The 21,603-nt window shown below is 34.5% G+C and carries 22 protein-coding genes; 12 read left to right on the top strand and 10 right to left on the bottom strand.

The window, feature by feature from the left end:
* Positions 1 to 2: 2 nt before the first annotated feature.
* Positions 3 to 1,121, top strand: coding sequence for an N-acetyldiaminopimelate deacetylase (locus NKR20_RS03940; RefSeq protein ID WP_121214117.1), 1,119 nt, complete (start codon positions 3 to 5; stop codon positions 1,119 to 1,121).
* A 41-nt stretch (positions 1,122 to 1,162) separates the two neighbouring features.
* Here NKR20_RS03940 and NKR20_RS03945 read toward each other — a convergent pair whose 3' ends face one another.
* Together NKR20_RS03945 and NKR20_RS03950 are read right to left on the bottom strand one after the other, a co-directional pair.
* Positions 1,163 to 1,930: a 3-hydroxybutyrate dehydrogenase gene (locus tag NKR20_RS03945; protein WP_121214118.1), complete on the bottom strand. Its 768-nt coding sequence runs from the start codon at positions 1,928 to 1,930 to the stop codon at positions 1,163 to 1,165.
* Between the two features lie 170 nt (positions 1,931 to 2,100).
* Positions 2,101 to 3,297 (bottom strand): MFS transporter, encoded by a 1,197-nt coding sequence (locus NKR20_RS03950; RefSeq protein ID WP_121214119.1) that lies wholly within the window; start codon positions 3,295 to 3,297, stop codon positions 2,101 to 2,103.
* Positions 3,298 to 3,497: 200 nt separating this feature from the next.
* On the opposite strand from NKR20_RS03950, the gene NKR20_RS03955 reads away from it, so the two are divergent.
* Positions 3,498 to 4,481 carry an MBL fold metallo-hydrolase gene (locus NKR20_RS03955; protein ID WP_121214120.1) on the top strand — a complete coding sequence of 328 codons (984 nt, stop codon included), beginning with the start codon at positions 3,498 to 3,500 and terminating at the stop codon, positions 4,479 to 4,481.
* Between the two features lie 231 nt (positions 4,482 to 4,712).
* Here NKR20_RS03955 and NKR20_RS03960 read toward each other — a convergent pair whose 3' ends face one another.
* The 5 genes from NKR20_RS03960 to NKR20_RS03980 are packed head-to-tail and all read right to left on the bottom strand — an operon-like array spanning position 4,713 to position 9,036.
* Positions 4,713 to 5,789 (bottom strand): ABC transporter substrate-binding protein, encoded by a 1,077-nt coding sequence (locus tag NKR20_RS03960; RefSeq protein WP_253423796.1) that lies wholly within the window; start codon positions 5,787 to 5,789, stop codon positions 4,713 to 4,715.
* Complete coding sequence (locus tag NKR20_RS03965) at positions 5,786 to 6,586, bottom strand: ABC transporter permease (protein WP_121214122.1); 801 nt, start codon at positions 6,584 to 6,586, stop codon at positions 5,786 to 5,788. The genes NKR20_RS03960 and NKR20_RS03965 overlap by 4 nt, the downstream gene beginning before the upstream one ends.
* A complete protein-coding gene (locus NKR20_RS03970; protein WP_253423799.1) occupies positions 6,583 to 7,383 on the bottom strand; it encodes an ABC transporter permease in 801 nt (266 codons plus the stop codon). The genes NKR20_RS03965 and NKR20_RS03970 overlap by 4 nt, the downstream gene beginning before the upstream one ends.
* Complete coding sequence (locus NKR20_RS03975) at positions 7,376 to 8,476, bottom strand: ABC transporter ATP-binding protein (protein WP_121214124.1); 1,101 nt, start codon at positions 8,474 to 8,476, stop codon at positions 7,376 to 7,378. The genes NKR20_RS03970 and NKR20_RS03975 overlap by 8 nt, the downstream gene beginning before the upstream one ends.
* 17 nt (positions 8,477 to 8,493) lie before the next feature.
* Positions 8,494 to 9,036 carry a helix-turn-helix domain-containing protein gene (locus NKR20_RS03980; RefSeq protein WP_121214125.1) on the bottom strand — a complete coding sequence of 181 codons (543 nt, stop codon included), beginning with the start codon at positions 9,034 to 9,036 and terminating at the stop codon, positions 8,494 to 8,496.
* 316 nt (positions 9,037 to 9,352) lie between these two features.
* Here NKR20_RS03980 and NKR20_RS03985 point away from each other — a divergent pair, with 316 nt between their 5' ends.
* From NKR20_RS03985 to NKR20_RS03995, 3 genes are all read left to right on the top strand, one after another.
* Positions 9,353 to 9,895 carry a peroxiredoxin gene (locus tag NKR20_RS03985; protein WP_121214126.1) on the top strand — a complete coding sequence of 181 codons (543 nt, stop codon included), beginning with the start codon at positions 9,353 to 9,355 and terminating at the stop codon, positions 9,893 to 9,895.
* An 89-nt stretch (positions 9,896 to 9,984) separates the two neighbouring features.
* Positions 9,985 to 10,443: a TlpA family protein disulfide reductase gene (locus NKR20_RS03990; protein ID WP_121214127.1), complete on the top strand. Its 459-nt coding sequence runs from the start codon at positions 9,985 to 9,987 to the stop codon at positions 10,441 to 10,443.
* 172 nt (positions 10,444 to 10,615) lie between these two features.
* On the top strand, positions 10,616 to 11,275 hold the full coding sequence (locus NKR20_RS03995; RefSeq protein ID WP_121214128.1) for a potassium channel family protein: 660 nt from the start codon (positions 10,616 to 10,618) through the stop codon (positions 11,273 to 11,275).
* Positions 11,276 to 11,340: 65 nt separating this feature from the next.
* On the opposite strand, the gene rnjA is transcribed toward NKR20_RS03995, so the two are convergent.
* Positions 11,341 to 13,008, bottom strand: coding sequence for a ribonuclease J1 (rnjA, locus tag NKR20_RS04000; RefSeq protein ID WP_121214129.1), 1,668 nt, complete (start codon positions 13,006 to 13,008; stop codon positions 11,341 to 11,343).
* Between the two features lie 6 nt (positions 13,009 to 13,014).
* Positions 13,015 to 13,224, bottom strand: coding sequence for a DNA-dependent RNA polymerase subunit epsilon (locus tag NKR20_RS04005; RefSeq protein ID WP_121214130.1), 210 nt, complete (start codon positions 13,222 to 13,224; stop codon positions 13,015 to 13,017).
* A 310-nt stretch (positions 13,225 to 13,534) separates the two neighbouring features.
* On the opposite strand from NKR20_RS04005, the gene NKR20_RS04010 reads away from it, so the two are divergent.
* On the top strand, positions 13,535 to 14,305 hold the full coding sequence (locus tag NKR20_RS04010; RefSeq protein ID WP_121214131.1) for a Cof-type HAD-IIB family hydrolase: 771 nt from the start codon (positions 13,535 to 13,537) through the stop codon (positions 14,303 to 14,305).
* Positions 14,306 to 14,417: 112 nt separating this feature from the next.
* On the opposite strand, the gene def is transcribed toward NKR20_RS04010, so the two are convergent.
* On the bottom strand, positions 14,418 to 14,975 hold the full coding sequence (def, locus tag NKR20_RS04015) for a peptide deformylase (RefSeq protein WP_253423802.1): 558 nt from the start codon (positions 14,973 to 14,975) through the stop codon (positions 14,418 to 14,420).
* 389 nt (positions 14,976 to 15,364) lie between these two features.
* Between def and pdhA the strand changes: the two genes are divergently transcribed.
* From pdhA to NKR20_RS04045, 6 genes are all read left to right on the top strand, one after another.
* Positions 15,365 to 16,477: a pyruvate dehydrogenase (acetyl-transferring) E1 component subunit alpha gene (pdhA, locus tag NKR20_RS04020; protein ID WP_253423804.1), complete on the top strand. Its 1,113-nt coding sequence runs from the start codon at positions 15,365 to 15,367 to the stop codon at positions 16,475 to 16,477.
* A gap of 3 nt (positions 16,478 to 16,480) precedes the next feature.
* On the top strand, positions 16,481 to 17,458 hold the full coding sequence (locus NKR20_RS04025) for an alpha-ketoacid dehydrogenase subunit beta (protein WP_121214134.1): 978 nt from the start codon (positions 16,481 to 16,483) through the stop codon (positions 17,456 to 17,458).
* A 25-nt stretch (positions 17,459 to 17,483) separates the two neighbouring features.
* Entirely contained in the window at positions 17,484 to 18,857 is a 1,374-nt protein-coding gene (locus NKR20_RS04030; RefSeq protein WP_253423807.1) for a dihydrolipoamide acetyltransferase family protein, read from the top strand.
* A gap of 5 nt (positions 18,858 to 18,862) precedes the next feature.
* Positions 18,863 to 20,275, top strand: coding sequence for a dihydrolipoyl dehydrogenase (lpdA, locus tag NKR20_RS04035; RefSeq protein ID WP_121214136.1), 1,413 nt, complete (start codon positions 18,863 to 18,865; stop codon positions 20,273 to 20,275).
* A gap of 195 nt (positions 20,276 to 20,470) precedes the next feature.
* Complete coding sequence (locus NKR20_RS04040) at positions 20,471 to 20,887, top strand: CidA/LrgA family protein (protein ID WP_253423810.1); 417 nt, start codon at positions 20,471 to 20,473, stop codon at positions 20,885 to 20,887.
* Positions 20,862 to 21,539, top strand: coding sequence for an LrgB family protein (locus tag NKR20_RS04045; RefSeq protein ID WP_253423813.1), 678 nt, complete (start codon positions 20,862 to 20,864; stop codon positions 21,537 to 21,539). Before NKR20_RS04040 ends, NKR20_RS04045 begins: the two co-directional genes overlap by 26 nt.
* Positions 21,540 to 21,603: the final 64 nt, after the last annotated feature.

Genomic DNA, 21,603 nt, shown 5'->3' on the forward strand with positions numbered 1-21,603 from the left:
GATTGGATTCACTCATCCAAATTAGACGAGATTTACATCAAATTCCTGAGTTAGGTTTTCAGGAGTTTAAGACACAAAAGTATTTATTAGATAAGATAGCTAAATTACCTCAACAATTTCTGGAAGTTACAACTTGGGAAACAGGGGTAGTTGTGAAAATCTCTGGTAGTAGCCCAGAAAAAACAATCGGTTGGCGTGCAGATATTGATGGATTGCCAATAATTGAGGAAACTGGATTACCATTTGCTTCAACACATGAAGATAATATGCATGCGTGTGGACATGATTGTCATATGACAATTGCTTTAGGTCTTGTGAAGGCATTTGCAGAAAATCAACCAAAGCATAATGTAATTGTCTATTTCCAACCAGCTGAAGAAGGACCAGGTGGAGCAGAACCGATGCTAAACTGGTTAAAACAAGAAAGACCAGATTTATTGCCAGACGAAATTTATGCATTGCATATCGCTCCAGAATATCCAGTTGGGACAGTTGCTACGAGAGCTGGACTTTTATTTGCCAACACATCTGAACTTTTTATTGACTTAAAAGGATTAGGTGGACATGCAGCATATCCACATAAAACAAGAGATATGACTGTTGCTGCGGCAAATTTAGTATTGCAATTGCAAACAATTATTAGTCGAAATGTAAATCCATTAGACAGTGCGGTTATTACAATTGGAAAATTAACGAGCGGTACCGTTCAAAATATTATTGCAGAAAACGCAAGATTAGAAGGAACGATTCGTACGTTAAGTGCAGATGCGATGAATGAAGTGAAGCGCAGAATAGAAGCTGTGTGTGCAGGTATCGAAGCTTCTTTCGAATGTTCTATTGATATTGATTATGGCGCTATGTACTATGAAGTAAATAATACAGAAACTTGTGCTAATAACTTATTATCCTTCGCAAAATCATTCGAAGGGTGTAATGCAGTAGAATGTCCACCTGCTATGACAGGTGAAGATTTTGGTTATTTTCTAAAGGAGATTCCTGGTGCATTATTCTGGGCTGGTGCAAATTGCGACCACGGATTACATCATGCAAAATTATCTCCTGATGAAAACTTATTAGCATTCAATGTGGATTTTGTAGAACAGTTTATTCGAAATATTTAAAGGAAGGACGACTCATGGTGTATCGTGAGTCGCCTTTTTATTTACTGTATCGTATACCCTCCATCTAATACTACAGCTTGTCCAGTCATTCCCTTTGTTTCTTCGCTTGCGAGAAAGACTGCTAAATTGGCAATTTCTTTTACATCGAGTAACCGTTTTTGAGGAATCAATGGATACAAGACCTCCTCTAAAACCTTCTCTAAAGGAACATTACGTGTATTTGCTAGATCTTGTAATTGGTTCCGTACAAGTGGTGTATCAACATAACCTGGGCATATTGCATTTACAGTGATGCCATCAGTAGCTGTTTCTAAAGCTGCAACCTTGGTTAATCCAATTACACCATGTTTTGCGGAATTATATGCAGCTTTTCCTGCAAATCCGACAAGGCCGTTAATCGAAGCGATATTAATGATTCTCCCAAACTTTTGTTTTTTCATAATAGGTAATACATGTTTAATAGCGATAAAAGGGGCAGTTAACATGACTTTCACCATTAATTCAAAACGTTCAGTTGGAAAATCCTCAATCATGGAAACGTGTTGAAAGCCTGCATTATTTATAAGTACATCGATACGTCCGAATGTATTCACTGTTCTAATAATAGTTGACTTTATTTCTTCTTCGTTTGTAACATCACATTTAATGCCAAGAGAATCTTCTCCTAAACCTTCAGCAGCCTTTTTTACTTTGTCCTTATCTATATCTGTTAAAACAACTTTATAGCCTCTTTGATAAAATTCTTTCCCGATTTCTAACCCAATACCTTGTCCAGCACCAGTAATTAGTACAACTTTATTTTGAATCATTGAATTACCCCCATATCAAAAAAATGTTTCCTTTTTTGTAGATATGATAGTAATTAGAGTTTTATTAAAACTACTGCAAAAGTAGACCAGATAAACTGTTAAGAATTCTACGAAAATAAAAAACTAGTGAAGGAAATAATAATTTTTCCCCACTAGTTAGATAGATAAATTTATTTCACCTCTGCATGCATTAGAGATGGTGCCTTTTTACGAGTCCATCCAAAAGCTAATGCATAGCATCCTAATAATATGAAGGTCCCGAAAATAAATGGAGAAGATAACTTCCATTCAAGTAAAATACCAGCTAATGCAGGACCGACCATATTTCCTAAACTCATATACGCGTTGTTCATACCAGCCGCAAAACCTTGATCCGCTCCTGCGAATTTCGATATTAATGTGTTTACAGCAGGTCGAATGAAGACTGTAGCAATTTGGAAGAGCGTAGAAATTAGTAAAATCATAAAGAAACCACTAACGTAAATCATTAGTAACATTGTAGCGGCAGCAACTACTAAGTTAACTAATATGACTTTCATTTCACCATATTTTTTAAATAATTTATTGATAATGAACATTTGAAGGATAACGCCAGAAAGTCCGCCAAGAGTAACTACGATGGCTATATCACTAGGTGAATAATCAAATTTAATTGTTAGGAACATTGATAAAGTCGCTTGGAAATTAGCAATCCCAAAACTAAAAGTAAATACAACAATTAATAAAATAAAATATGGTGTTTTTACAGAACGTACTAACTGGGAAATTAAGTTTTCTCTTGGCTGACTATTAGTATCTGAATTTTGGGGCTTTATGCTTGGTAATACAATGATTGATAGAATACCTGCGATGATGGCAACAATACCTGCTAAATAAAATGGGAAGTGTAAATTTACTTTTGATAAAAACCCACCTAAACCAGGTCCTATCATGAAACCTAAAGAAATAGCTGCGCCAATCATGCCCATACCTTTACCGCGTTCCTCAACAGTTGTAATGTCTGCAACATAAGCCATCACTGGAGGCATAATAAATGCCGCACCAAATCCACTTAGGAAACGTGCGAGAAATAAAATCCAAACTTCCGAAGCTAATCCAAAAAGGATTTGAGCAGTACCGTAAATGATTAATCCACCGACTATAAATAATTTTCGTCCATAACGGTCAGAGAGATCGCCTGATATTGGCGAAAATAAAAATTGTGCAAAAGCAAATATAGCAGTTAAAAATCCTAAAACTTGACCACCTACACCGAAAATTTCTAAATATGAGGGAAGTACAGGAATGATAATACCAATTCCCCCCATTGTAATAAACATATTAAACATTAAAAATAGTAATGCTATTTTTTTCTTCTTTTGTGACATTTCTGCCCACCTTTCCCTGATATCCCCTTATAGCGTGTATTCTATAGATTAACATAATAGAAAAAGTTAAACTAGAAAAAGATATTAAATACATAAGGGGGAAAATTCAGTAAAATGTCCAATATACTTTTATATTAAAAAGATTTACGCTAGTTTATAGTCTTATAAATACAAAAAATGGTTAGTTAGGAAGTGACTGAATGTTAGATCCGATAAAACAAAATAATAAATCGGTTTATCCGATTATTTTTCCGTTAAAATATGGAGCGATGAAATCAGTTAACTGTTATTTATATGATAATGGTTCTACATTAACGTTAATCGATGGGGGTATCAAAACCCCAGAGTTTATGGATTTTTTTAACGAATCTTTAAAACATTATCGATTATCGATAGAAGATATTGACCAAATTTTCTTAACTCACCATCATGACGATCATATTGGCGTTGTAAATACAATACTGTCTAAAAAACAGGTACCAATATATGCTCATAAAAAAGCAATTCCTCGACTACGTTTTGATAAAGTTTATTTACAGAATAAAATAGATTTCTTTAAAGATCTTTATGAAGAGTATGGGTGTTTACATTTATCAGAAAAACGTTTTGAAAAAATGAATCAAACACTTAAAAATCGAAATGAGTTAAAAATTAGAGGGGACATTTACCCTTTGCAAGAAGGCGATATGATTGAAGATTGTAAAGTCATCGAAGTGCCAGGACATTCGCCAGATTCCGTTATCTTTTATGATGAATCGGTAGGGTGGCAATTTCTAGGTGACTTAGTTTTAGAAAATATCTCTACTAACGCATTATTAGATTTTGATGACAATTTACAATTGCTCCCGACTGTAACACAATATGAATCTTCTCTAAGTAAATCTTTACCTTTATATACTAATTGGGTGTTTGCAGGTCATGAAAACATATTTCAACACCATGAAAAAGAGATTGAGAATAAATTTGAACGAATAAAAAAGAAAGAATCTAGAATTATTGAAGCTGTAGGTAATGGGTATCAAGTTACAGCCGATATTGCAGAAGCTCTATATGGAAAAAGGATTGAAAACTTATTTGTTTTTATTATATCTGAGATAATTGGATATTTGGAATACGCCATTAGTCGGGGGAAAATTGAAAAACGAATGATTAATGGTCAATGGCATTTTTCTGTAACAGGTTAATAAAATCGTGTTGCGGTAATATGGAGAATTGGTTTGAGCAGGAAAAGTGAAGAACAGTACAAAAAATAGGTGGTGTCCAAAGAGATTTTACACTTAGACACCACCTATGAGCATTAGCGAGCTGCCTCCGCTAGCTCCTCGACAACTTCAGAATCGCTTGCAAGGGAAAAAAGCGCCCTTTTAGCGATTCTTCCAGTTGTTGTCGGAGCTGAACGAGCGTTCTCCGCTTTTCTAATTTAAACTCATTTTAAATTTTATGAAGTATTCGTTATATTTACCCAGCCATTCGGGTCCTAGGTTTTCGTATACTTCTAGATGTTCTCGTACTTCTTCTGTAGGGTAGAAGCGTTCATCGTTAATTACTTCTGGGTCCATTAATTCCATAGCTGCTTTATTTGGTGTAGAGTATCCGACATAATCATTATTTTGTGCTGATACTTCTGCATCCAACATAAAGTTAATAAATGCATGTGCTCCGTCAATGTTTGCTGCTGTTTTTGGAATAACAAAGTTATCAAACCAAAGATTTGACCCTTCTTCAGGTACTGCAAAGTCTAAATCTTCATTTTCCCACATCATATCTTGAGCTTGCCCAGACCATGTAAGCGCCACTGCTGCTTCGTTATTGATCATTAATGGCGTAATTTCATCCCCAATAATCGCTTTTACATTAGGTGTTAATGTAACCAATTTATCCGTTGCTTTTCGAAGTAATTCTTCATCTTTTGCGTTTAATGATTCACCAATAGAGTTTAAGCCCATTCCCATCACTTCACGGGCACCATCTACTAAAAATACTTTATCTTTTAGGGAAGAATCCCATAAATCTTCCCAAGTTGTAAATGTTAAATGCTCTTCTATTAAATTAGGATTAAAAACAATCCCTACTGTACCCCAGAAGTAAGGGATGGAATATTTATTTTTTGGATCAAAGGCTAAATCCAAAAAGTATGGATCGATATTTTTTAAATTTGGTATCTTTGAATGATCTAAAGGAATTAATAAATCTTCTTCCATCATCTTCTGCACCATATATTCGGACGGAACGGCAACATCATAAGCAGAGCCGCCTTGTTGAACTTTTGTCATCATAGCTTCATTAGAATCAAACGTTTCATAAATTACTTTAATACCTGTTTCTTCAGTAAATTGATCAAGTAAATCAGGATCAATATACTCTCCCCAGTTGTATACAGTAAGAGTATCCTTACTACCTTTTGAGCCAGCAGATTCTAATCTGTTTGTTGCAAAGAAGAGAAGAGAACAAACGACAATAATGGCGATAGTAGCTTGAACTAAAGATTTCATCGTTGTACCCCCTCTTGGATGCGTTTTGCACGGTTGTTAAAGAAGTAATAACCGATTACAACTAACACAGTAACAAGGAACACGAGGCCAGAAATCGCATTGATTGTTAATGTAATTCCGGTACGTGCCATTGAATAGATTTCAACGGACAAAGTGGAAAAGCCATTTCCTGTTACAAAGAATGTTACGGCAAAATCATCTAAAGAATAAGTTAAAGCTAAAAAGAAACCAGCAAATATACCTGGTTGAATGTAAGGTAAGATGACTCTCGTTAATACGTCACGTTTAGATGCTCCTAAGTCTTTCGCAGCATCGATTAAAGACGTGTTCATTTCTAATAGCTTTGGTAGCACCATTAAAACAACAATTGGAATACTAAAAGCAACGTGGGAAACGACAACAGATGCAAACCCAAGCTTAACACCAATCATTGTAAATAAAATTAAAAAACTTGCTCCGATGACAACATCGGGACTTACGATTAATACATTGTTTAAAGAAAGTAGAACGTTTCGCATTTTCTTATCTTTTATTGAGACAATGCCTATCGCTCCTAACGTTCCAATAATCGTTGCAATTAAGCCAGATAAAAGAGCGACAATAACTGTATTGATAAGGATGACAATTAATCTTGTGTCGTCAAATACCGCTTTATAATGCTCTAAAGTAAAGGATTCAAAATTGTTCATGGATTCTCCACTATTAAAGGAGTAAAATATTAAATAGAAAATCGGCGCGTATAAAACAAGAAAAACAATGATGAGATATAACTTAGATGGTAATGATAGTTTTTTCATCGTACACGGCCTCCTTTCTTTTGACCTGTTAGGAACATGATAAGAACCATGCTAAGAATTAAGAAGACTGCAATCGTTGAGCCCATTCCCCAGTTTTGGGAAACTAAAAATTGTTGTTCGATAGCAGTACCTAATGTGATTACTTGGTTTCCAGCAATTAAACGAGTAATCATAAATAAAGATAAAGCTGGTATAAATGTCACTTGTATACCGGATTTTACTCCATCAATTGTTAAAGGAAAGATAACACGTCGGAATGTTGTAAAACCAGATGCACCTAGATCCCTAGCAGCATAAATAAGCGTTGGATTTAATTTATCTAATGAATTAAAAATCGGTATGATCATAAATGGAATAAAGATATACACTGAAACAAAGATAAAACTAAAATCAGTAAATAAAATTTGTTTCGGTTCAAGACCAAATATTTCAATGAAAGCATTGATTGGTCCATATAAACCAAAAATACCAATGAAAGCATAAGTTTTTAACAATAGGTTAATCCAGGATGGAATGATAATTAGCATTAACCATAACTGTTTATGTTTTGTTTTTGTTAAAAGATAAGCTGTTGGATAAGCAATAATTAACGTAAACAATGTGATTAAAAAGGCATACCAAAAACTTGTTATCGTCATTTTTAAATAAACCGGTGTGAAGAATGATTTATAATTGGCAAGGGTAAAATTGCCGCTTAAATCGAGCATTGAATAATAAACAACTAAGGCAATTGGTGCAATAACGAATAATGCAATCCAAATGATATAAGGAAATAATGCTCCTCTTTGTCTAGTCATTTTCTTCTTCTCCGTAAGATTCTAGTCGTTTATCAAATTCTTCTTCTGTTTCATTAAGACGCATAACATGAATTGCCTCTGGGTCAAAATCTAACCCAATTTGTTCACCTACATTTGCTTTTTTCAAAGAATGGACTAGCCATTCATTTCCATCTTTATCATAAGTAGAAAGTTCGTAATGCACACCACGGAAAAGTTGAGTATCAACGGTTACAACGAGTTTCCCTTTCTCAACAGTCGTGATTTCTAAATCTTCAGGTCTAATCACGATATCTACCTTTTCATTTGGTTTCATTCCTTGGTCAACACAATCAAATATTTTGCTAGTAAACTGAACTTTAAAATCTTCTAACATGACACCATCCACAATATTTGATTCACCAATGAAATCAGCCACAAAACGGTTAATAGGTTCGTCATAAATATCCACAGGAGTACCTGATTGTTGGATTTCTCCATCATTGATAACAAAAATTTCATCAGACATTGCAAGGGCTTCTTCTTGATCGTGAGTTACGAATACAAATGTTTTACCAAGTCGTTGTTGTAATTCTCGTAATTCATATTGCATTTCAGAACGTAATTTTAAATCGAGAGCAGATAATGGTTCGTCTAATAAAATTACCTCTGGATCATTTACAATCGCTCGAGCAATTGCCACCCGTTGACGTTGACCACCTGACATTTCGGAAATTTCACGGTTTCCAAAACCAGATAAGTTAACGAATTTCAATGCTTCCATTACACGTTCTTGTATTTCGCTTTCTTTTAACTTTTTAATTCGTAAACCAAAAGCAACATTCTCGAATACATTTAAATGGGGAAAAAGAGCATAATCTTGGAATACAGTATTTACTTGACGTTCGTTTGCAGGCACGTTATTTATCTTTTTATCGTTAAAATAAATATCCCCACTTGATGGAAGTGTGAACCCAGCAATCAAGCGAAGAATTGTTGTTTTTCCACAACCAGAAGGGCCAAGTAATGTATAAAATTTTCCCTTTTTTAATTCAAAATTAATATTATTTAAAACGACAGTTCCATCGTCATATGATTTAGACACATTTTCAAAACGAATAATTGTATCGTTCATGTTCTGTCCTCCTTTAACTATAGATAAGATTCAGTTGCCACTAAGAGCAGCTGAGTTACTCCTTTATTCGCATTTAAAATTTGATGATTTTGAGATGCTTCGTAATAAATAGCATTCCCAGTGCTGGCAATATATTCGTGATCCCCTAATATGACACGAATACGACCTTTAAGTACATAAATAAATGTTTCCGCTAAAGATGGAGGGAATTGTTTAAACTCTCCACCTTCTTCAAGGGTTAAAACTACAGGTTCCATTTCTTTTTCATTAGAAGTAGGAATTAACCACTGTAATTGATACTTTTTTTCTTCATCATAGTAAATCGTTTGATCACGATCTGTATAGACAACTTGTTGTTCTTCTAATGAATCATCAAAGAAATCTTTAGGCTTTGTTCCAAGTACTTCTAAAATGGAAAACAATGTTTCAATAGAGGGAGAGTTTAAATCTCGTTCTAATTGAGAAATATACCCCTTAGTTAAATCTGTTCGTTCACCTAATTCTTCTTGCGTTAATCCTTTTTTTATGCGTAATGCTTTTATTTTTGCACCAATTTGCATATCAATACTCTCCTAGTTTATTGTTAGTAAACTTTGAATGTGAAAAGTTTATAATAACATAACTTTGAGTTTACAAATAACGATACTATTATACATAATCTTCGTTGTAAATCAATAATTTTAATGAGAAATTGAAAATATGGAATAATTAATAAAAAGTAAGGTAATAATTAAATTTGACAAATTTTTGTCTTTTATAAAAATTCTTATTTAAGAGTCTGTCCAAATTATTGAAAAAAAATTTGTCGTTTGTTATCGTAAAAAGTGGGTAATATCCTAATTTAAGCATTTGATAATAATATTGGAGGGAATTTTAATGGCTGAACGTATGGTAGGAAAACAAGCACCTGCATTCTCAATGGAAGCAGTACTGCCTGACAAATCATTTGGTAAAGTATCTTTAGAAGAAAATATGAAAAACGATAAATGGACAGTATTATTCTTCTACCCAATGGACTTCACTTTTGTATGTCCAACAGAAATTACTGCTATGTCTGATCGTTATGACGAATTCGAAGATCTTGATGCAGAAGTAATCGGTGTGTCAACTGATACAATTCATACTCACTTAGCATGGATTAACACTGATCGTAATCAAAATGGTTTAGGTCAGTTAAAATACCCATTAGCTGCTGATACAAACCACACTGTTTCTAAAGAATATGGTGTGTTAATTGAAGAAGAAGGTATTGCTCTTCGTGGATTATTCATCATTAATCCAGAAGGTGAATTACAATATCAAACAGTATTCCACAACAATATCGGTCGTGATGTTGATGAAACATTACGTGTTTTACAAGCTCTTCAAACTGGTGGATTATGTCCAGCAAACTGGCGCCCAGGTCAAGCAACTCTATAATAAGGGTGTTATATCTAGTTTGAATTACAAGTAAATCCCCACATTTGTTCGTGGGGATTTTTTACTTATAAAAAGGGAGGATTAGAATTATGAAATTACGCTCACCAATGCCAGAATTAGAAGGCGCAACGAAATGGTTAAATGGTCAGGTAACAAGAGATGAATTAGTAGGAGAAAAACCTACGTTAATTCACTTCTGGTCTGTAAGCTGTTATTTATGTAAAGAAGCAATGCCAGATGTAAACAAATTCCGTGATCAATATAAAGATGAGTTAAATGTAATCGCAGTTCATATGCCACGTTCTGAAGAAGATACAGATTTAGAACAAATCGAAAAAGTGGCTGCACAATTCGATATTACACAACCAATTTTTGTAGATAATGAAATGAAATTAACTGATGCATTCGAAAATGAATATGTCCCTGCATATTATGTTTTTGATAAATCTGGCGTTTTACGTCACTTCCAAGCTGGAGGAAGCGGTATGAAAATGTTAGAAAAACGTGTAAATCGTGTGTTAGATGAAATGCGTAACGAACAAAACTAAGTAAAATTGAAAGCGTAAGGGTCCACCCCTTGCGTTTTTTTATGTTTTCTAATCTTATAGATTAAAGTCTTTAGCTCAACATGTTGGATAAAATAATACATAGACCAATAATTGCATAAAAGCAGTTAGTAAGTTAAAATAGTGCCATTAAAGTTTTGGTACGGAGGAAAAAATGAAAAAAGAATTTGTCGTAATAGGACTTGGCCGTTTTGGAGGCAGTATTGTAAAAGAACTAGTAAGACTTGGTGCAGATGTTTTAGCAATCGATTCAAATCAAGAGAGAGTTGACGAGTTTGCAAAAATTGCTACACAAGCAGTAATTGCAGATACAACAGATGAAGCAGCCATTAAATCATTAGGGATACGAAACTTTGAACATGTTATCATTGCCATTGGAGAGAATATCCAAAATAGTATTTTGACAACTCTCATATTAAAAGATTTAGGTGTAAAACAGATTACAGTAAAAGCACAAAATGATTATCACGCAAGAGTGCTAGAAAAAATAGGTGCTGATTTTGTCGTACATCCTGAGCGGGATATGGGTATCCGGATTGCTAACAATATGATGTCGAGTAATGTACTGGATTATTTGGAACTTTCCGATGAACATTCAATTATGGAAATTAAAGCGAATGATCGAATTGCAGGTCATTCATTAATTGATTTAGACATTCGTGCAAAATATGGAATCAATATTGTCGGTATTAAAAGAGGGGAAAATATTATTATTTCTCCAGCTGCTGATGAAAAAATCTTATTAGGAGATGTTTTATTAGTTATTGGGGCAGATGTTGATATCAATCGTTTTGTAAAAAAAGCAATGAGTTAAGTACAATAAGAAAGCCGCAATGTAGAACAATTAAATTCTACAATTGCGGCTTTTTATATTTTTTATTAGACTTCCATAATAATTGGAAGAATCATTGGGCGACGTTTTGTTTTCTCGAAAAGATATGGACCTAAAACATCAGTAATTTCATTTTTCAACTCTGTCCATTGAGTTGATTTCTCTTGAATCATTTCATTTAAATGAGTATTTAACATTTTTTGTGCTTCGCTAATTAATGTACCTGATTCACGCATATACACGAAACCGCGAGAAATGATATCTGGTCCGGCAACAATTTTTTGTTTTTTCATGTCTACACTAACTACGACAATAACTAAACCTTCTTCTGAAAGAATTCGTCGATCACGTAAAACAATGTTGCCGATATCCCCGATTCCACTACCATCAATATAGACATCTCCTGATGGTATACGGCCTGCGATATGAGCTTCGTTTGGACTTAATGCTAGAACATCTCCATTTTCCATGACAAATGTATTCTCTGGTAATACGTCACAATCTACTGCGAGATTTGTATGCATTTTTAACATGCGGTATTCACCATGAATTGGCATGAAAAACTTCGGTTTAATTAAACGTAACATTAGTTTTTGTTCTTCTTGAGAACCATGTCCAGAAGTATGGATATTATTTAAAGAACCATGAATAACTTCAGCACCAGCGCGGAATAAAAGGTTAATAATTTTATTAACACTCATTGTATTTCCAGGTATTGGTGAAGATGAGAATACTACTGTATCACCAGGCTGAATTTGAATTTGTCGATGCGTCCCATTGGCAATACGAGATAATGCAGCCATTGGTTCACCTTGAGAACCTGTACATAAAATCATTACTTCATTAGCTGGTAAACGATTAATCGTTTGAGCATCTACAAAGGTTTCTTTTGGTGCTGTAATGTATCCTAGCTCACGACCAATTGAAATTGCATTGTCCATAGAACGACCAAAAACAGCAATTTTTCTACCATATTGTGCGGCAGCATCGGTTACTTGTTGAAGACGGTGAATGTTTGATGCAAAAGTTGCAAAAATTATTCGTCCTTCAACTTTACGTAAAATATCATGGATACTTTCCCCAACTTTACGTTCAGACATTGTAAAGTTTGGTACTTCAGAATTTGTACTATCTGAAAGTAAGCAAAGTACTCCGTCACGTCCTATTTCTGCCATTTTCGTTAAATTGGCAGGCTCCCCTACAGGAGTAAAATCAAACTTAAAGTCTCCTGTATGTACAATGTTACCAGGAGGTGTTTTTACAACGATACCGAAAGCATCGGGAATACTATGTGTAGTACGGAAGAAGCTTACAGATGTTTTTCTAAATTTAATAACATCGCTTTCTTGAATTTCAATCAATTTAGTAGTTCGTAGTAAGCCATGTTCTTCTAGTTTATTTCTTAATAATCCTAGTGCAAGCTTACCCCCATATACAGGAATATTTACTTGACGTAATAAATAAGGAATTCCACCGATATGATCCTCATGTCCATGGGTAATAAATAGTCCTTTAATCTTATCAGCGTTACGTACTAAATAAGTGTAATCCGGAATAACATAATCGATTCCTAATAAATCGTCTTCCGGGAATTTAATTCCAGCATCAATCACGATGATTTCATCCTGGAATTGCACAGCATAAGTGTTTTTACCGATTTCGCCTAGTCCGCCAAGTGCGAAAACAGCTGCTTGATCATTTTTAACAAACTTCATAAAAGATTAAGCATTCTCCAAATGGAAGTTCGGGCTATTTTTTTCATACTCTAAATAGTTGCCCTCAAGTAGTTGAATATATTCAATACTAATTTTTCTGTCTTTTAAATATTGGCGGACTTCTCTTTCAGAAGATGCTTCTAAATAAAGACTTTTCGTATTTTCGCGAACTGGTACTTCATTAGCATTTTCTTGATAGTAAACTTTGTAAATCATGTTTTCTCTCCTTTAATTACGTACATTCTAGTGCATTCATTATCATTTTCCACTTAATGTGAAACTATTCCATATGATGCATTTCCTTTATATTATCATGCAAGTCCTTTAAAATAAAGAAAAGCCCTTCAAATTGAAGGGCTTAAGCAATTGATTTTTTTCCGAGGATGCCATTTAACCGTTTCAAAATTCTTTTTTTGAGGCGTTTTAACATGGCACATCACTCCTTAGTTAAATTATACGCATACTTTCTCTATATGTAAAGTATTTTCCATTTACATGTAAATATGCGCTGAAAGGAATTTATTAAATGAAAAATATTTTATTCTTTGATGTAGACGGAACGTTATATAACAGTGAGAAAAAAATACCTGATTCTGCGAAGAAGGCTATACAAAAAGCTAAAGAGAATGGTTATGAAATTGCAATAGCTACTGGTAGAGCTCCATTTATGATTGAATCATTACTTGAAGAATTAGAGATTAATACATATGTTACGTTTAATGGTCAGTATGTTGTATATAATGGTGAAGTAGTATTTACAGATAGTGTCGATAAAAATTACTTAGCTAAAATAATTGAATTTGGTAATGAACGAAATCATCCAGTAGTATTTATTGATGAGCGAGAAATGATTGCTTCAATTGATGGACATGATTTTATACAAAGTAGCTTAGACACATTAAAATACCCTTACCCAACAATCAATCCATTGTTCTATGAAGAAAATTCTGTTTATCAAACATTAATCTTTATGGAAGAGAAGGATGAACAACTTTATCAAAATACTTTTCCTGAAGTAAAGTTTGTACGATGGCATCAATTTTCTTGTGATATCTTACCGAAAGAAGGTTCAAAAGCACGAGGTATTATGAAGCTTTTAGAGAGAATGAACATCCCAATTGAAAATTCCTTTGCTTTTGGTGATGGGTTGAATGATATTGAAATGTTACAAGCAGTAGGAACGGGTGTTGCAATGGGGAATGGCCATGAATTAGCTAAAAAATCAGCAGACGTCATTGCAGGTCATGTGGATGATGATGGTTTGGCCAAAATAATGAAAGATTTAAACATTATCTAGCTTCTAATAATAGTTTATGCAGACTTGATATAGTTTTTTGGACTATATTTTTATCAATTTGTTCATAATTAAGGAGGTGCCTCTATATTTTGGGGCACCTCCTTCTATAATTTTATTCACCGTTTAGTGGGAATGAATCTGGTACTTCAGCGAAAGGATTGTCTTGATTTATATGATCATAAAACATTACACCATTTAAATGATCCAATTCATGTTGAAATGCAATGGCTGGTAATCCTTTTAATCGTAATTTTTTTTCTTCACCATCAATAGTAAAGAATTTTGCAGTAATTCTCGCGTATCGTGGGACATAACCAGGAACTTGACGGTCAACAGATAAGCAACCTTCCCCAGATGGTAAATATGTTTTTTCAACTGAATGACTAACGATTTTAGGATTAACTGCGACAAAACTTAATAATTCGCCATTATCATCTTCTAAATGAAGGGCAAACATTCTTTTTAAAGAATTTACTTGATTTGCAGCTAAACCAATACCAGGTCGTAATCCATATTTTTCAGCAGTTTCAGGGTTTTGACTATTTATTAAGTATTCGAGCATATCATTTGCAAGTTTACGGTCTTCAACTGTTAATGGGAATTTTACTTCCTCTGCACGAGTTCTTAAGGTTGGATGACCTTCACGTATTATATCTTCCATTAAAATCATAAATGAACTTCCTTTCAAAAAAGCTATGTAAGTTAAGTATACATAAAAACATCTTACTTCCTAAGCTTAAAAGTATCAAAAGTTTTTTACTTAGGAAAAGTTTAGGTGTATTAGTATATGTGAATTAAGAGAAAGGGAAACTAGATGTAATTATTATGTAGAGAAAACAAAAGGATTCCAGGCATTGAAATAATTGTTATAATACAGATTTCGGAGAAGAGTATAACAGTTTGTAATACAGTATGAATTTACGATTAGAAAAAAAGTGAAAAATAAACAGAAATCAATGATTGACCGATTGAATTTATTTTTATATACTCAATTTAACGAATTGTTGTACTAATAATTTTATAAAAAATTTTGATACAGAACTTAAGGAGAGGTGCTATATGGGAGAAAAGATAACAAAAGTATTTAATCCAGCTGAAACTTTAAATGAGATTGAAAATAAATTTGAGATGTTCCAAATTTTAAATGAAAAAGGTGAAGTAGTTAATCCAGAGGCATTACCTGATTTATCTGATGATGAATTAGTAGAATTAATGACACGTATGGTTTATACACGTATTCTTGATCAACGTTCAATTTCATTAAACCGTCAAGGTCGTCTAGGATTCTATGCTCCAACAGCTGGGCAAGAGGCATCACAATTAGCATCACACTTTGCATTGGAAAAAGATGATTGGATTTTACCAGGTTATCGTGATGTGCCACAAATTGTTTGGCATGGTTTACCATTATGGAAAGCATTTTTATTCAGCCGTGGACATTTCGTTGGAAATCAAATTCCTGAAGGTGTAAATGTTGTTCCACCACAAATTATTATCGGTGCACAATATGTTCAAACAGCAGGGGTTGCATTAGGACTTAAAAAACGCGGTTCAAAAACAGTTGCAATTACTTATACAGGTGACGGTGGTTCATCACAAGGTGACTTCTATGAAGGAATTAACTTTGCAGGAGCACAAAAAACACCAGCAATCTTTATTGTTCAAAATAACCAATATGCGATTTCAACACCACGTGAAGTTCAAACAGCAGCAAAAACAATTGCACAAAAAGGGATTGCAGCAGGAATTCCAAGTACATTAGTAGATGGAATGGATGCATTAGCAGTTTATGTTGCGACTAAAGATGCTCGTGATCGTGCTGTAAGAGGAGAAGGTCCATCATTAATTGAAACAATGTGTTACCGATATGGTCCACATACAATGTCTGGTGATGACCCAACACGTTACCGTACTTCAGATATTGATAATGAATGGGCAGCAAAAGACCCGATTGTTCGTTTCCGTATTTTCTTAGAAGGAAAAGGTTTATGGAATGAACAAAAAGAGACAGAAGTAATCGAGCGTGCAAAAGAAGAAATTAAAGAAGCTATCAAAAAAGCAGATGAAACTCCAAAACAAAAGGTAACAGACCTTATTTCAAATATGTTTGAGGAGCTGCCTCACAACCTAAAAGAACAATACGAAATCTACAAAGCAAAGGAGTCGAAATAACCTATGGCACAAATGACGATGATTCAAGCAATTACTGATGCGCTTCGCTGCGAATTAAAAAATGATGATAACGTTTTAGTATTCGGTGAAGACGTTGGTGTAAACGGCGGGGTATTCCGTGCAACGGAAGGACTTCAAAAAGAATTTGGTGTAGATCGAGTATTCGATACACCATTAGCGGAATCTGGAATCGGCGGTTTAGCAGTAGGTTTATGTTTAACTGGTTTCCGTCCAGTACCTGAAATTCAATTTTTCGGCTTCGTATATGAAGTAATGGATTCAATTAGTGGTCAATTAGCACGTTATCGTTATCGTACAGGTAACACGTTTAACATGCCGGTTACAATTCGCTCACCATTTGGTGGTGGTGTACATACACCAGAAATGCACTCTGACAGTTTAGAAGGATTAATGGCTCAACAACCAGGTTTAAAAGTTGTTATTCCATCGACTCCATATGATGCAAAAGGTTTATTAATTTCATCAATTCGTGACAATGATCCAGTTGTATTCTTAGAGCATTTAAAATTATACCGTTCATTCCGTGAAGAAGTACCAGAGGAATCTTATACAATTCCACTTGGTAAAGCGGATGTAAAACGTGAAGGTACAGATTTATCTATCTTTGCTTATGGATTAATGGTTCATGAAAGTTTAAGAGCGGCTGAAGAACTTGCAAAAGAAGGATACTCAGTAGAGGTTGTGGATTTACGTACGATTTCACCACTTGATATCGATACTATTGTCGCTTCTGTAGAAAAAACAAACCGTGCGATTGTTGTTCAAGAAGCACAAAAGCAAGCTGGTATTGCTGCAAATGTTGTAGCTGAAATTAATGAAAGAGCAATTTTAAGTTTGGAAGCACCAGTTTTACGTGTGGCTGCACCAGATACAATTTATCCATTCCCACAAGCGGAAAATATTTGGTTACCAAACTATAAAGATATTATAGAGACAGCAAAAAAAGTTCTTACATTCTAATTAGTTATAGGGAAGGGTGAAATATATGGCGTTTGAATTCCGCATGCCTGATATTGGGGAAGGTATCCATGAAGGTGAAATTGTTAAGTGGTTTGTAAAAGCAGGGGATAAAGTACAAGAAGATGATGTATTGTGCGAAATCCAAAATGACAAAGCAGTAGTTGAAATTCCATCTCCTGTTGAAGGTACGGTAGAAGAAGTATTAGTAGCTGAAGGAACGGTTGCAGTTGTTGGAGACGTATTAATTCGCTTAGATGCGCCAGGTTATGAAAACATGCAATTAAAAGGTGATATGCATGCTGAAGAAAATAACACTTCTGTAACTGCAGCACAAGTTCAAGCTACAAATGAAGATGGCGGACCTGTCGAAAAAGCACCTGTGCAAGGTGATTCTGGTGAGGTACCAAATGTTGCTGCCCCAGTAGCAAATTCTTCAGTTGGAGCTCCAGAAAATTCATCAAATAAACGTATTATCGCGATGCCATCTGTTCGTAAGTTTGCTAGAGATAATGATGTAGATATTAGCTTCGTAAATGGTACTGGTAAAAATGGTCGTATCTTAAAAGAAGATATTGAAAACTTCATGAAGGGTGGAGCAGCTCCTGTTCAAGCTTCAGAACAAGTAGAAGTTGAACAAGCTGTTGGAACTGTTGAAGAAACAAATGCTACAACAATTCCAGTTAACTTAGAAGGTGAATTCCCAGAAACTCGTGAGAAAATTTCTGGAATTCGTAAAGCAATTGCTAAAGCGATGGTTCACTCTAAACAAACTGCGCCTCACGTAACATTAATGGACGAAGTAGATGTAACGGAATTAGTAGCACATCGTAAAAAATTCAAAGATATTGCTGCTGAAAAGGGTATTAAATTAACTTATTTACCTTATGTAGTGAAAGCATTAGTATCAACTTTACGTGAATATCCAGAATTTGCTCGTTCTTTCGATGATGCGACAAATGAAATTATTCAAAAACACTACTATAATATTGGTATAGCTGCAGATACTGAAAAAGGATTACTTGTTCCGGTAGTAAAACATGCAGATCGAAAATCTGTTTTCAATATTTCAGCTGAAATTAATGAGCTAGCAACAAAAGCTCGTGAAGGAAAATTATCACCAGCAGAAATGAAGGGTGGCACAATGTCGATTACAAATATTGGTTCTGCAGGTGGTCAGTGGTTCACGCCAGTTATTAACCATCCAGAAGTAGCTATTTTAGGTATTGGTCGAATTTCTGAAAAACCAATAATAAAAAATGGTGAAATTGTAGCGGCACCTGTGTTAGCATTATCATTGAGCTTTGATCATCGAATGATCGACGGTGCAACAGCGCAAAATGCTTTAAATTATTTAAAACGTTTGCTAAGTGAGCCGGAACTTTTATTAATGGAGGCGTAATAATAATGGTAGTTGGAGATTTTGCAATTGAAATTGATACTTTAGTTGTGGGTGCAGGCCCTGGTGGGTATGTAGCAGCTATTCGTGCAGCTCAAACTGGACAAAAAGTTACAATCGTTGAAAAAGATGTAGTAGGTGGCGTTTGTTTAAACGTTGGATGTATCCCATCTAAAGCTTTAATTTCAGTTGGACACCGTTTTGAACAAGCTAAACACTCAGAAGATATGGGTGTTATCGCTTCTGACGTAAAACTTAATTTTGATAAAGTACAAGAATTTAAAAACGGTGTAGTGAAAAAATTAACTGGTGGAGTAGAAGGACTTCTTAAAGGGAATAAAGTTGAAATCGTAAAAGGTGAAGCATATTTCGTTGATGCTAACACTGTACGCGTTATTAACGGTGACTCTGCTCAAACATATACATTTAAAAATGCGATTTTAGCAACTGGTTCACGTCCTGTTGAAATTCCAACATTTAAATTCTCTAAACGTGTATTAAACTCTACAGGTGCATTAAACTTAACTGAATTACCAGGTAAGTTAGTTGTTATCGGTGGAGGTTATATTGGAACTGAGTTAGGTTCTGCATTTGCTAACTTCGGTAGTGAAGTAACTATCATTGAAGGCGGAAAAGATATTTTAGCTGGCTTCGAAAAACAAATGACTCAAATCGTGAAAAAAGGCCTTAAGAAAAAAGGTGTTACAATTGAAGTTGGTGCTTCAGCTAAAGGCGTTGAAGAAACAGAAACTGGTGTAGTTGTTACTTATGAAGTAAAAGGCGAAGAGAAAAAAGTAGAAGCTGATTATGTATTAGTAACAGTAGGTCGTAAACCAAATACAGATGAACTTGGTTTAGAACAAATCGGTATCGAATTCGCTGAACGTGGTTTAATCAAAGTTGATAAACAATGCCGTACAAATATTCCAAACATCTATGCAATTGGTGATATTGTTGCTGGTCCTCAACTTGCGCATAAAGCTTCATATGAAGGTAAAGTTGCTGCAGAAGCAATCGCTGGTGAAAAATCAGTAGTTGATTACTTAGCTATCCCAGCTGTATGCTTCACTGATCCAGAAATGGCTACAGTAGGTTACAGCGAAGAACAAGCAAAAGCTGAAGGGTTAGAAGTATCTGTTGCAAAATTCCCATTCGCAGCAAATGGACGTGCATTAGCATTAAACCAAACAGAAGGTTTTGTAAAACTAGTTGCACGTAAAGAAGATGGATTACTAGTAGGTGCACAAATTATCGGTGCTGGCGCTTCTGACATGATTTCAGAATTATGTTTAGCAATTGAAGGCGGAATGACAGCAGAAGATATCGCTCTTACTATCCACCCTCACCCAACATTAGGTGAAATCACTATGGAAACTGCTGAAGTATTACTTGGCAATCCAATCCATATCATTTCTAAATAATTTAATTAATAGCACGCAAATTTTACGCATTAGCGCAAAGTTTGCGTGTTTTTTATTTGGAAATATTAATTTGACTACTTGAATCTACTACACTTTAAACAAAAACATGTTTTAATAGACAGTATTTTTGACTAGGCGTACAATATCGTAAAGGGGAGGTGACTGGCAAATTGGGGGAACCTAGTGCCATAATATATGCAAATTATTCGGACGATTGTTCAAATACTTATTTTATACGTTTTTTATTATATGGGCGTTTTTGTTATTGAAGTCACACACTTGCCATTGCCACCGAGTATAGTTGGATTATTAATTTTAGTAGTTTGCTTACAGTTAAAATGGATAAAGGTGGAGTATATTCAAGATGGAGCAGGTTTTTTAATTGGATTTATGACATTATTTTTTATTCCATCAATGCTAGGAATAATCGATTATCCTGAGTTACTTTCTGTTAAAGGTTCGATTTTAATAGGAGCTGTAATTATTAGTACGTTGTTTACAATATTAATAACGGGTATTCTTAGTCAAAAAATAGGGAAGAAAGAAATGGCGATGAAAGAGGAAAATGTGAGGGGGGAAGATACTCTTGAAAGCAATCATCTTCATCATTAGTACAGTGGTTATCTTCTATCTAATGAGTTTATTACATAAAAAGTATAGTTATCCATATTTATTACCGATATTAACATCTACGATTATACTAATCCCATTATTACTTATTCTAGATATACCATATGCAGAATATATGGAGGGTGGACAGTATATACAACATCTTCTAGGACCTGCAGTTGTTAGTTTAGCGTATCCTTTATATAATCAAAGGCATTTAATTGGTAAATATAAATATACGATTTTATCAGGTATCTTGATAGCAATGATTAGCGGGTTAATTAGTGTGTTTTTAATTTCACTATTATTTAAACTTGAAGATTCATATATTTTAACGGCATTACCAAAATCATTAACAACTCCGGTTGCTATGCAAGTAAGTGAAACAATTAATGGAATCCCGCCTCTTACAGCGGTGCTAGTTATGATTGCAGGGTTTGTAGGAGCGTTATTGGGGCCATTTATGTATAAGCTTGGGAAAATAACTTCTCCGATTAGTAGAGGCATTTCCATGGGGAGTGCGAGTCATGGAGTCGGAATTTCAAAGTTAAAAGACTATGGAGAAGAGGATTTATCAATCGGATCACTTTCAATGGGGTTAAGTGCAGTTGTAGGTGCTGTCATTTGTCCTGTATTCGTTTGGATATTCTTTTAGGGGAATGGATCGGTTTAGTGGGAGTTGAGCTGTGACGTGTGTTATTTGTTGTTCTTATGTGTTT

Origin of the sequence: Ureibacillus endophyticus (assembly GCF_024159215.1) — a bacterium.
Classification (GTDB): domain Bacteria; phylum Bacillota; class Bacilli; order Bacillales_A; family Planococcaceae; genus Ureibacillus; species Ureibacillus endophyticus.

Bases quoted from the DNA above. Each gene is read 5' to 3' on its own strand.
- NKR20_RS04040 (WP_253423810.1), top strand. From the start codon at position 20,471: ATGCAAATTATTCGGACGATTGTTCAAATACTTATTTTATACGTTTTT.
- rnjA (WP_121214129.1), bottom strand. From the start codon at position 13,008: ATGAAGTTTGTTAAAAATGATCAAGCAGCTGTTTTCGCACTTGGCGGA.
- NKR20_RS03965 (WP_121214122.1), bottom strand. From the start codon at position 6,586: ATGAAAAAACTATCATTACCATCTAAGTTATATCTCATCATTGTTTTT.
- pdhA (WP_253423804.1), top strand. From the start codon at position 15,365: ATGGGAGAAAAGATAACAAAAGTATTTAATCCAGCTGAAACTTTAAAT.
- NKR20_RS04030 (WP_253423807.1), top strand. From the start codon at position 17,484: ATGGCGTTTGAATTCCGCATGCCTGATATTGGGGAAGGTATCCATGAA.
- NKR20_RS04010 (WP_121214131.1), top strand. From the start codon at position 13,535: ATGAAAAATATTTTATTCTTTGATGTAGACGGAACGTTATATAACAGT.
- lpdA (WP_121214136.1), top strand. From the start codon at position 18,863: ATGGTAGTTGGAGATTTTGCAATTGAAATTGATACTTTAGTTGTGGGT.
- NKR20_RS04005 (WP_121214130.1), bottom strand. From the start codon at position 13,224: ATGATTTACAAAGTTTACTATCAAGAAAATGCTAATGAAGTACCAGTT.
- NKR20_RS03985 (WP_121214126.1), top strand. From the start codon at position 9,353: ATGGCTGAACGTATGGTAGGAAAACAAGCACCTGCATTCTCAATGGAA.
- NKR20_RS03955 (WP_121214120.1), top strand. From the start codon at position 3,498: ATGTTAGATCCGATAAAACAAAATAATAAATCGGTTTATCCGATTATT.
- NKR20_RS04025 (WP_121214134.1), top strand. From the start codon at position 16,481: ATGGCACAAATGACGATGATTCAAGCAATTACTGATGCGCTTCGCTGC.
- NKR20_RS03995 (WP_121214128.1), top strand. From the start codon at position 10,616: ATGAAAAAAGAATTTGTCGTAATAGGACTTGGCCGTTTTGGAGGCAGT.
- NKR20_RS03950 (WP_121214119.1), bottom strand. From the start codon at position 3,297: ATGTCACAAAAGAAGAAAAAAATAGCATTACTATTTTTAATGTTTAAT.
- NKR20_RS03970 (WP_253423799.1), bottom strand. From the start codon at position 7,383: ATGACTAGACAAAGAGGAGCATTATTTCCTTATATCATTTGGATTGCA.
- NKR20_RS03975 (WP_121214124.1), bottom strand. From the start codon at position 8,476: ATGAACGATACAATTATTCGTTTTGAAAATGTGTCTAAATCATATGAC.
- NKR20_RS03990 (WP_121214127.1), top strand. From the start codon at position 9,985: ATGAAATTACGCTCACCAATGCCAGAATTAGAAGGCGCAACGAAATGG.
- NKR20_RS03945 (WP_121214118.1), bottom strand. From the start codon at position 1,930: ATGATTCAAAATAAAGTTGTACTAATTACTGGTGCTGGACAAGGTATT.
- def (WP_253423802.1), bottom strand. From the start codon at position 14,975: ATGATTTTAATGGAAGATATAATACGTGAAGGTCATCCAACCTTAAGA.
- NKR20_RS03980 (WP_121214125.1), bottom strand. From the start codon at position 9,036: ATGCAAATTGGTGCAAAAATAAAAGCATTACGCATAAAAAAAGGATTA.
- NKR20_RS03960 (WP_253423796.1), bottom strand. From the start codon at position 5,789: ATGAAATCTTTAGTTCAAGCTACTATCGCCATTATTGTCGTTTGTTCT.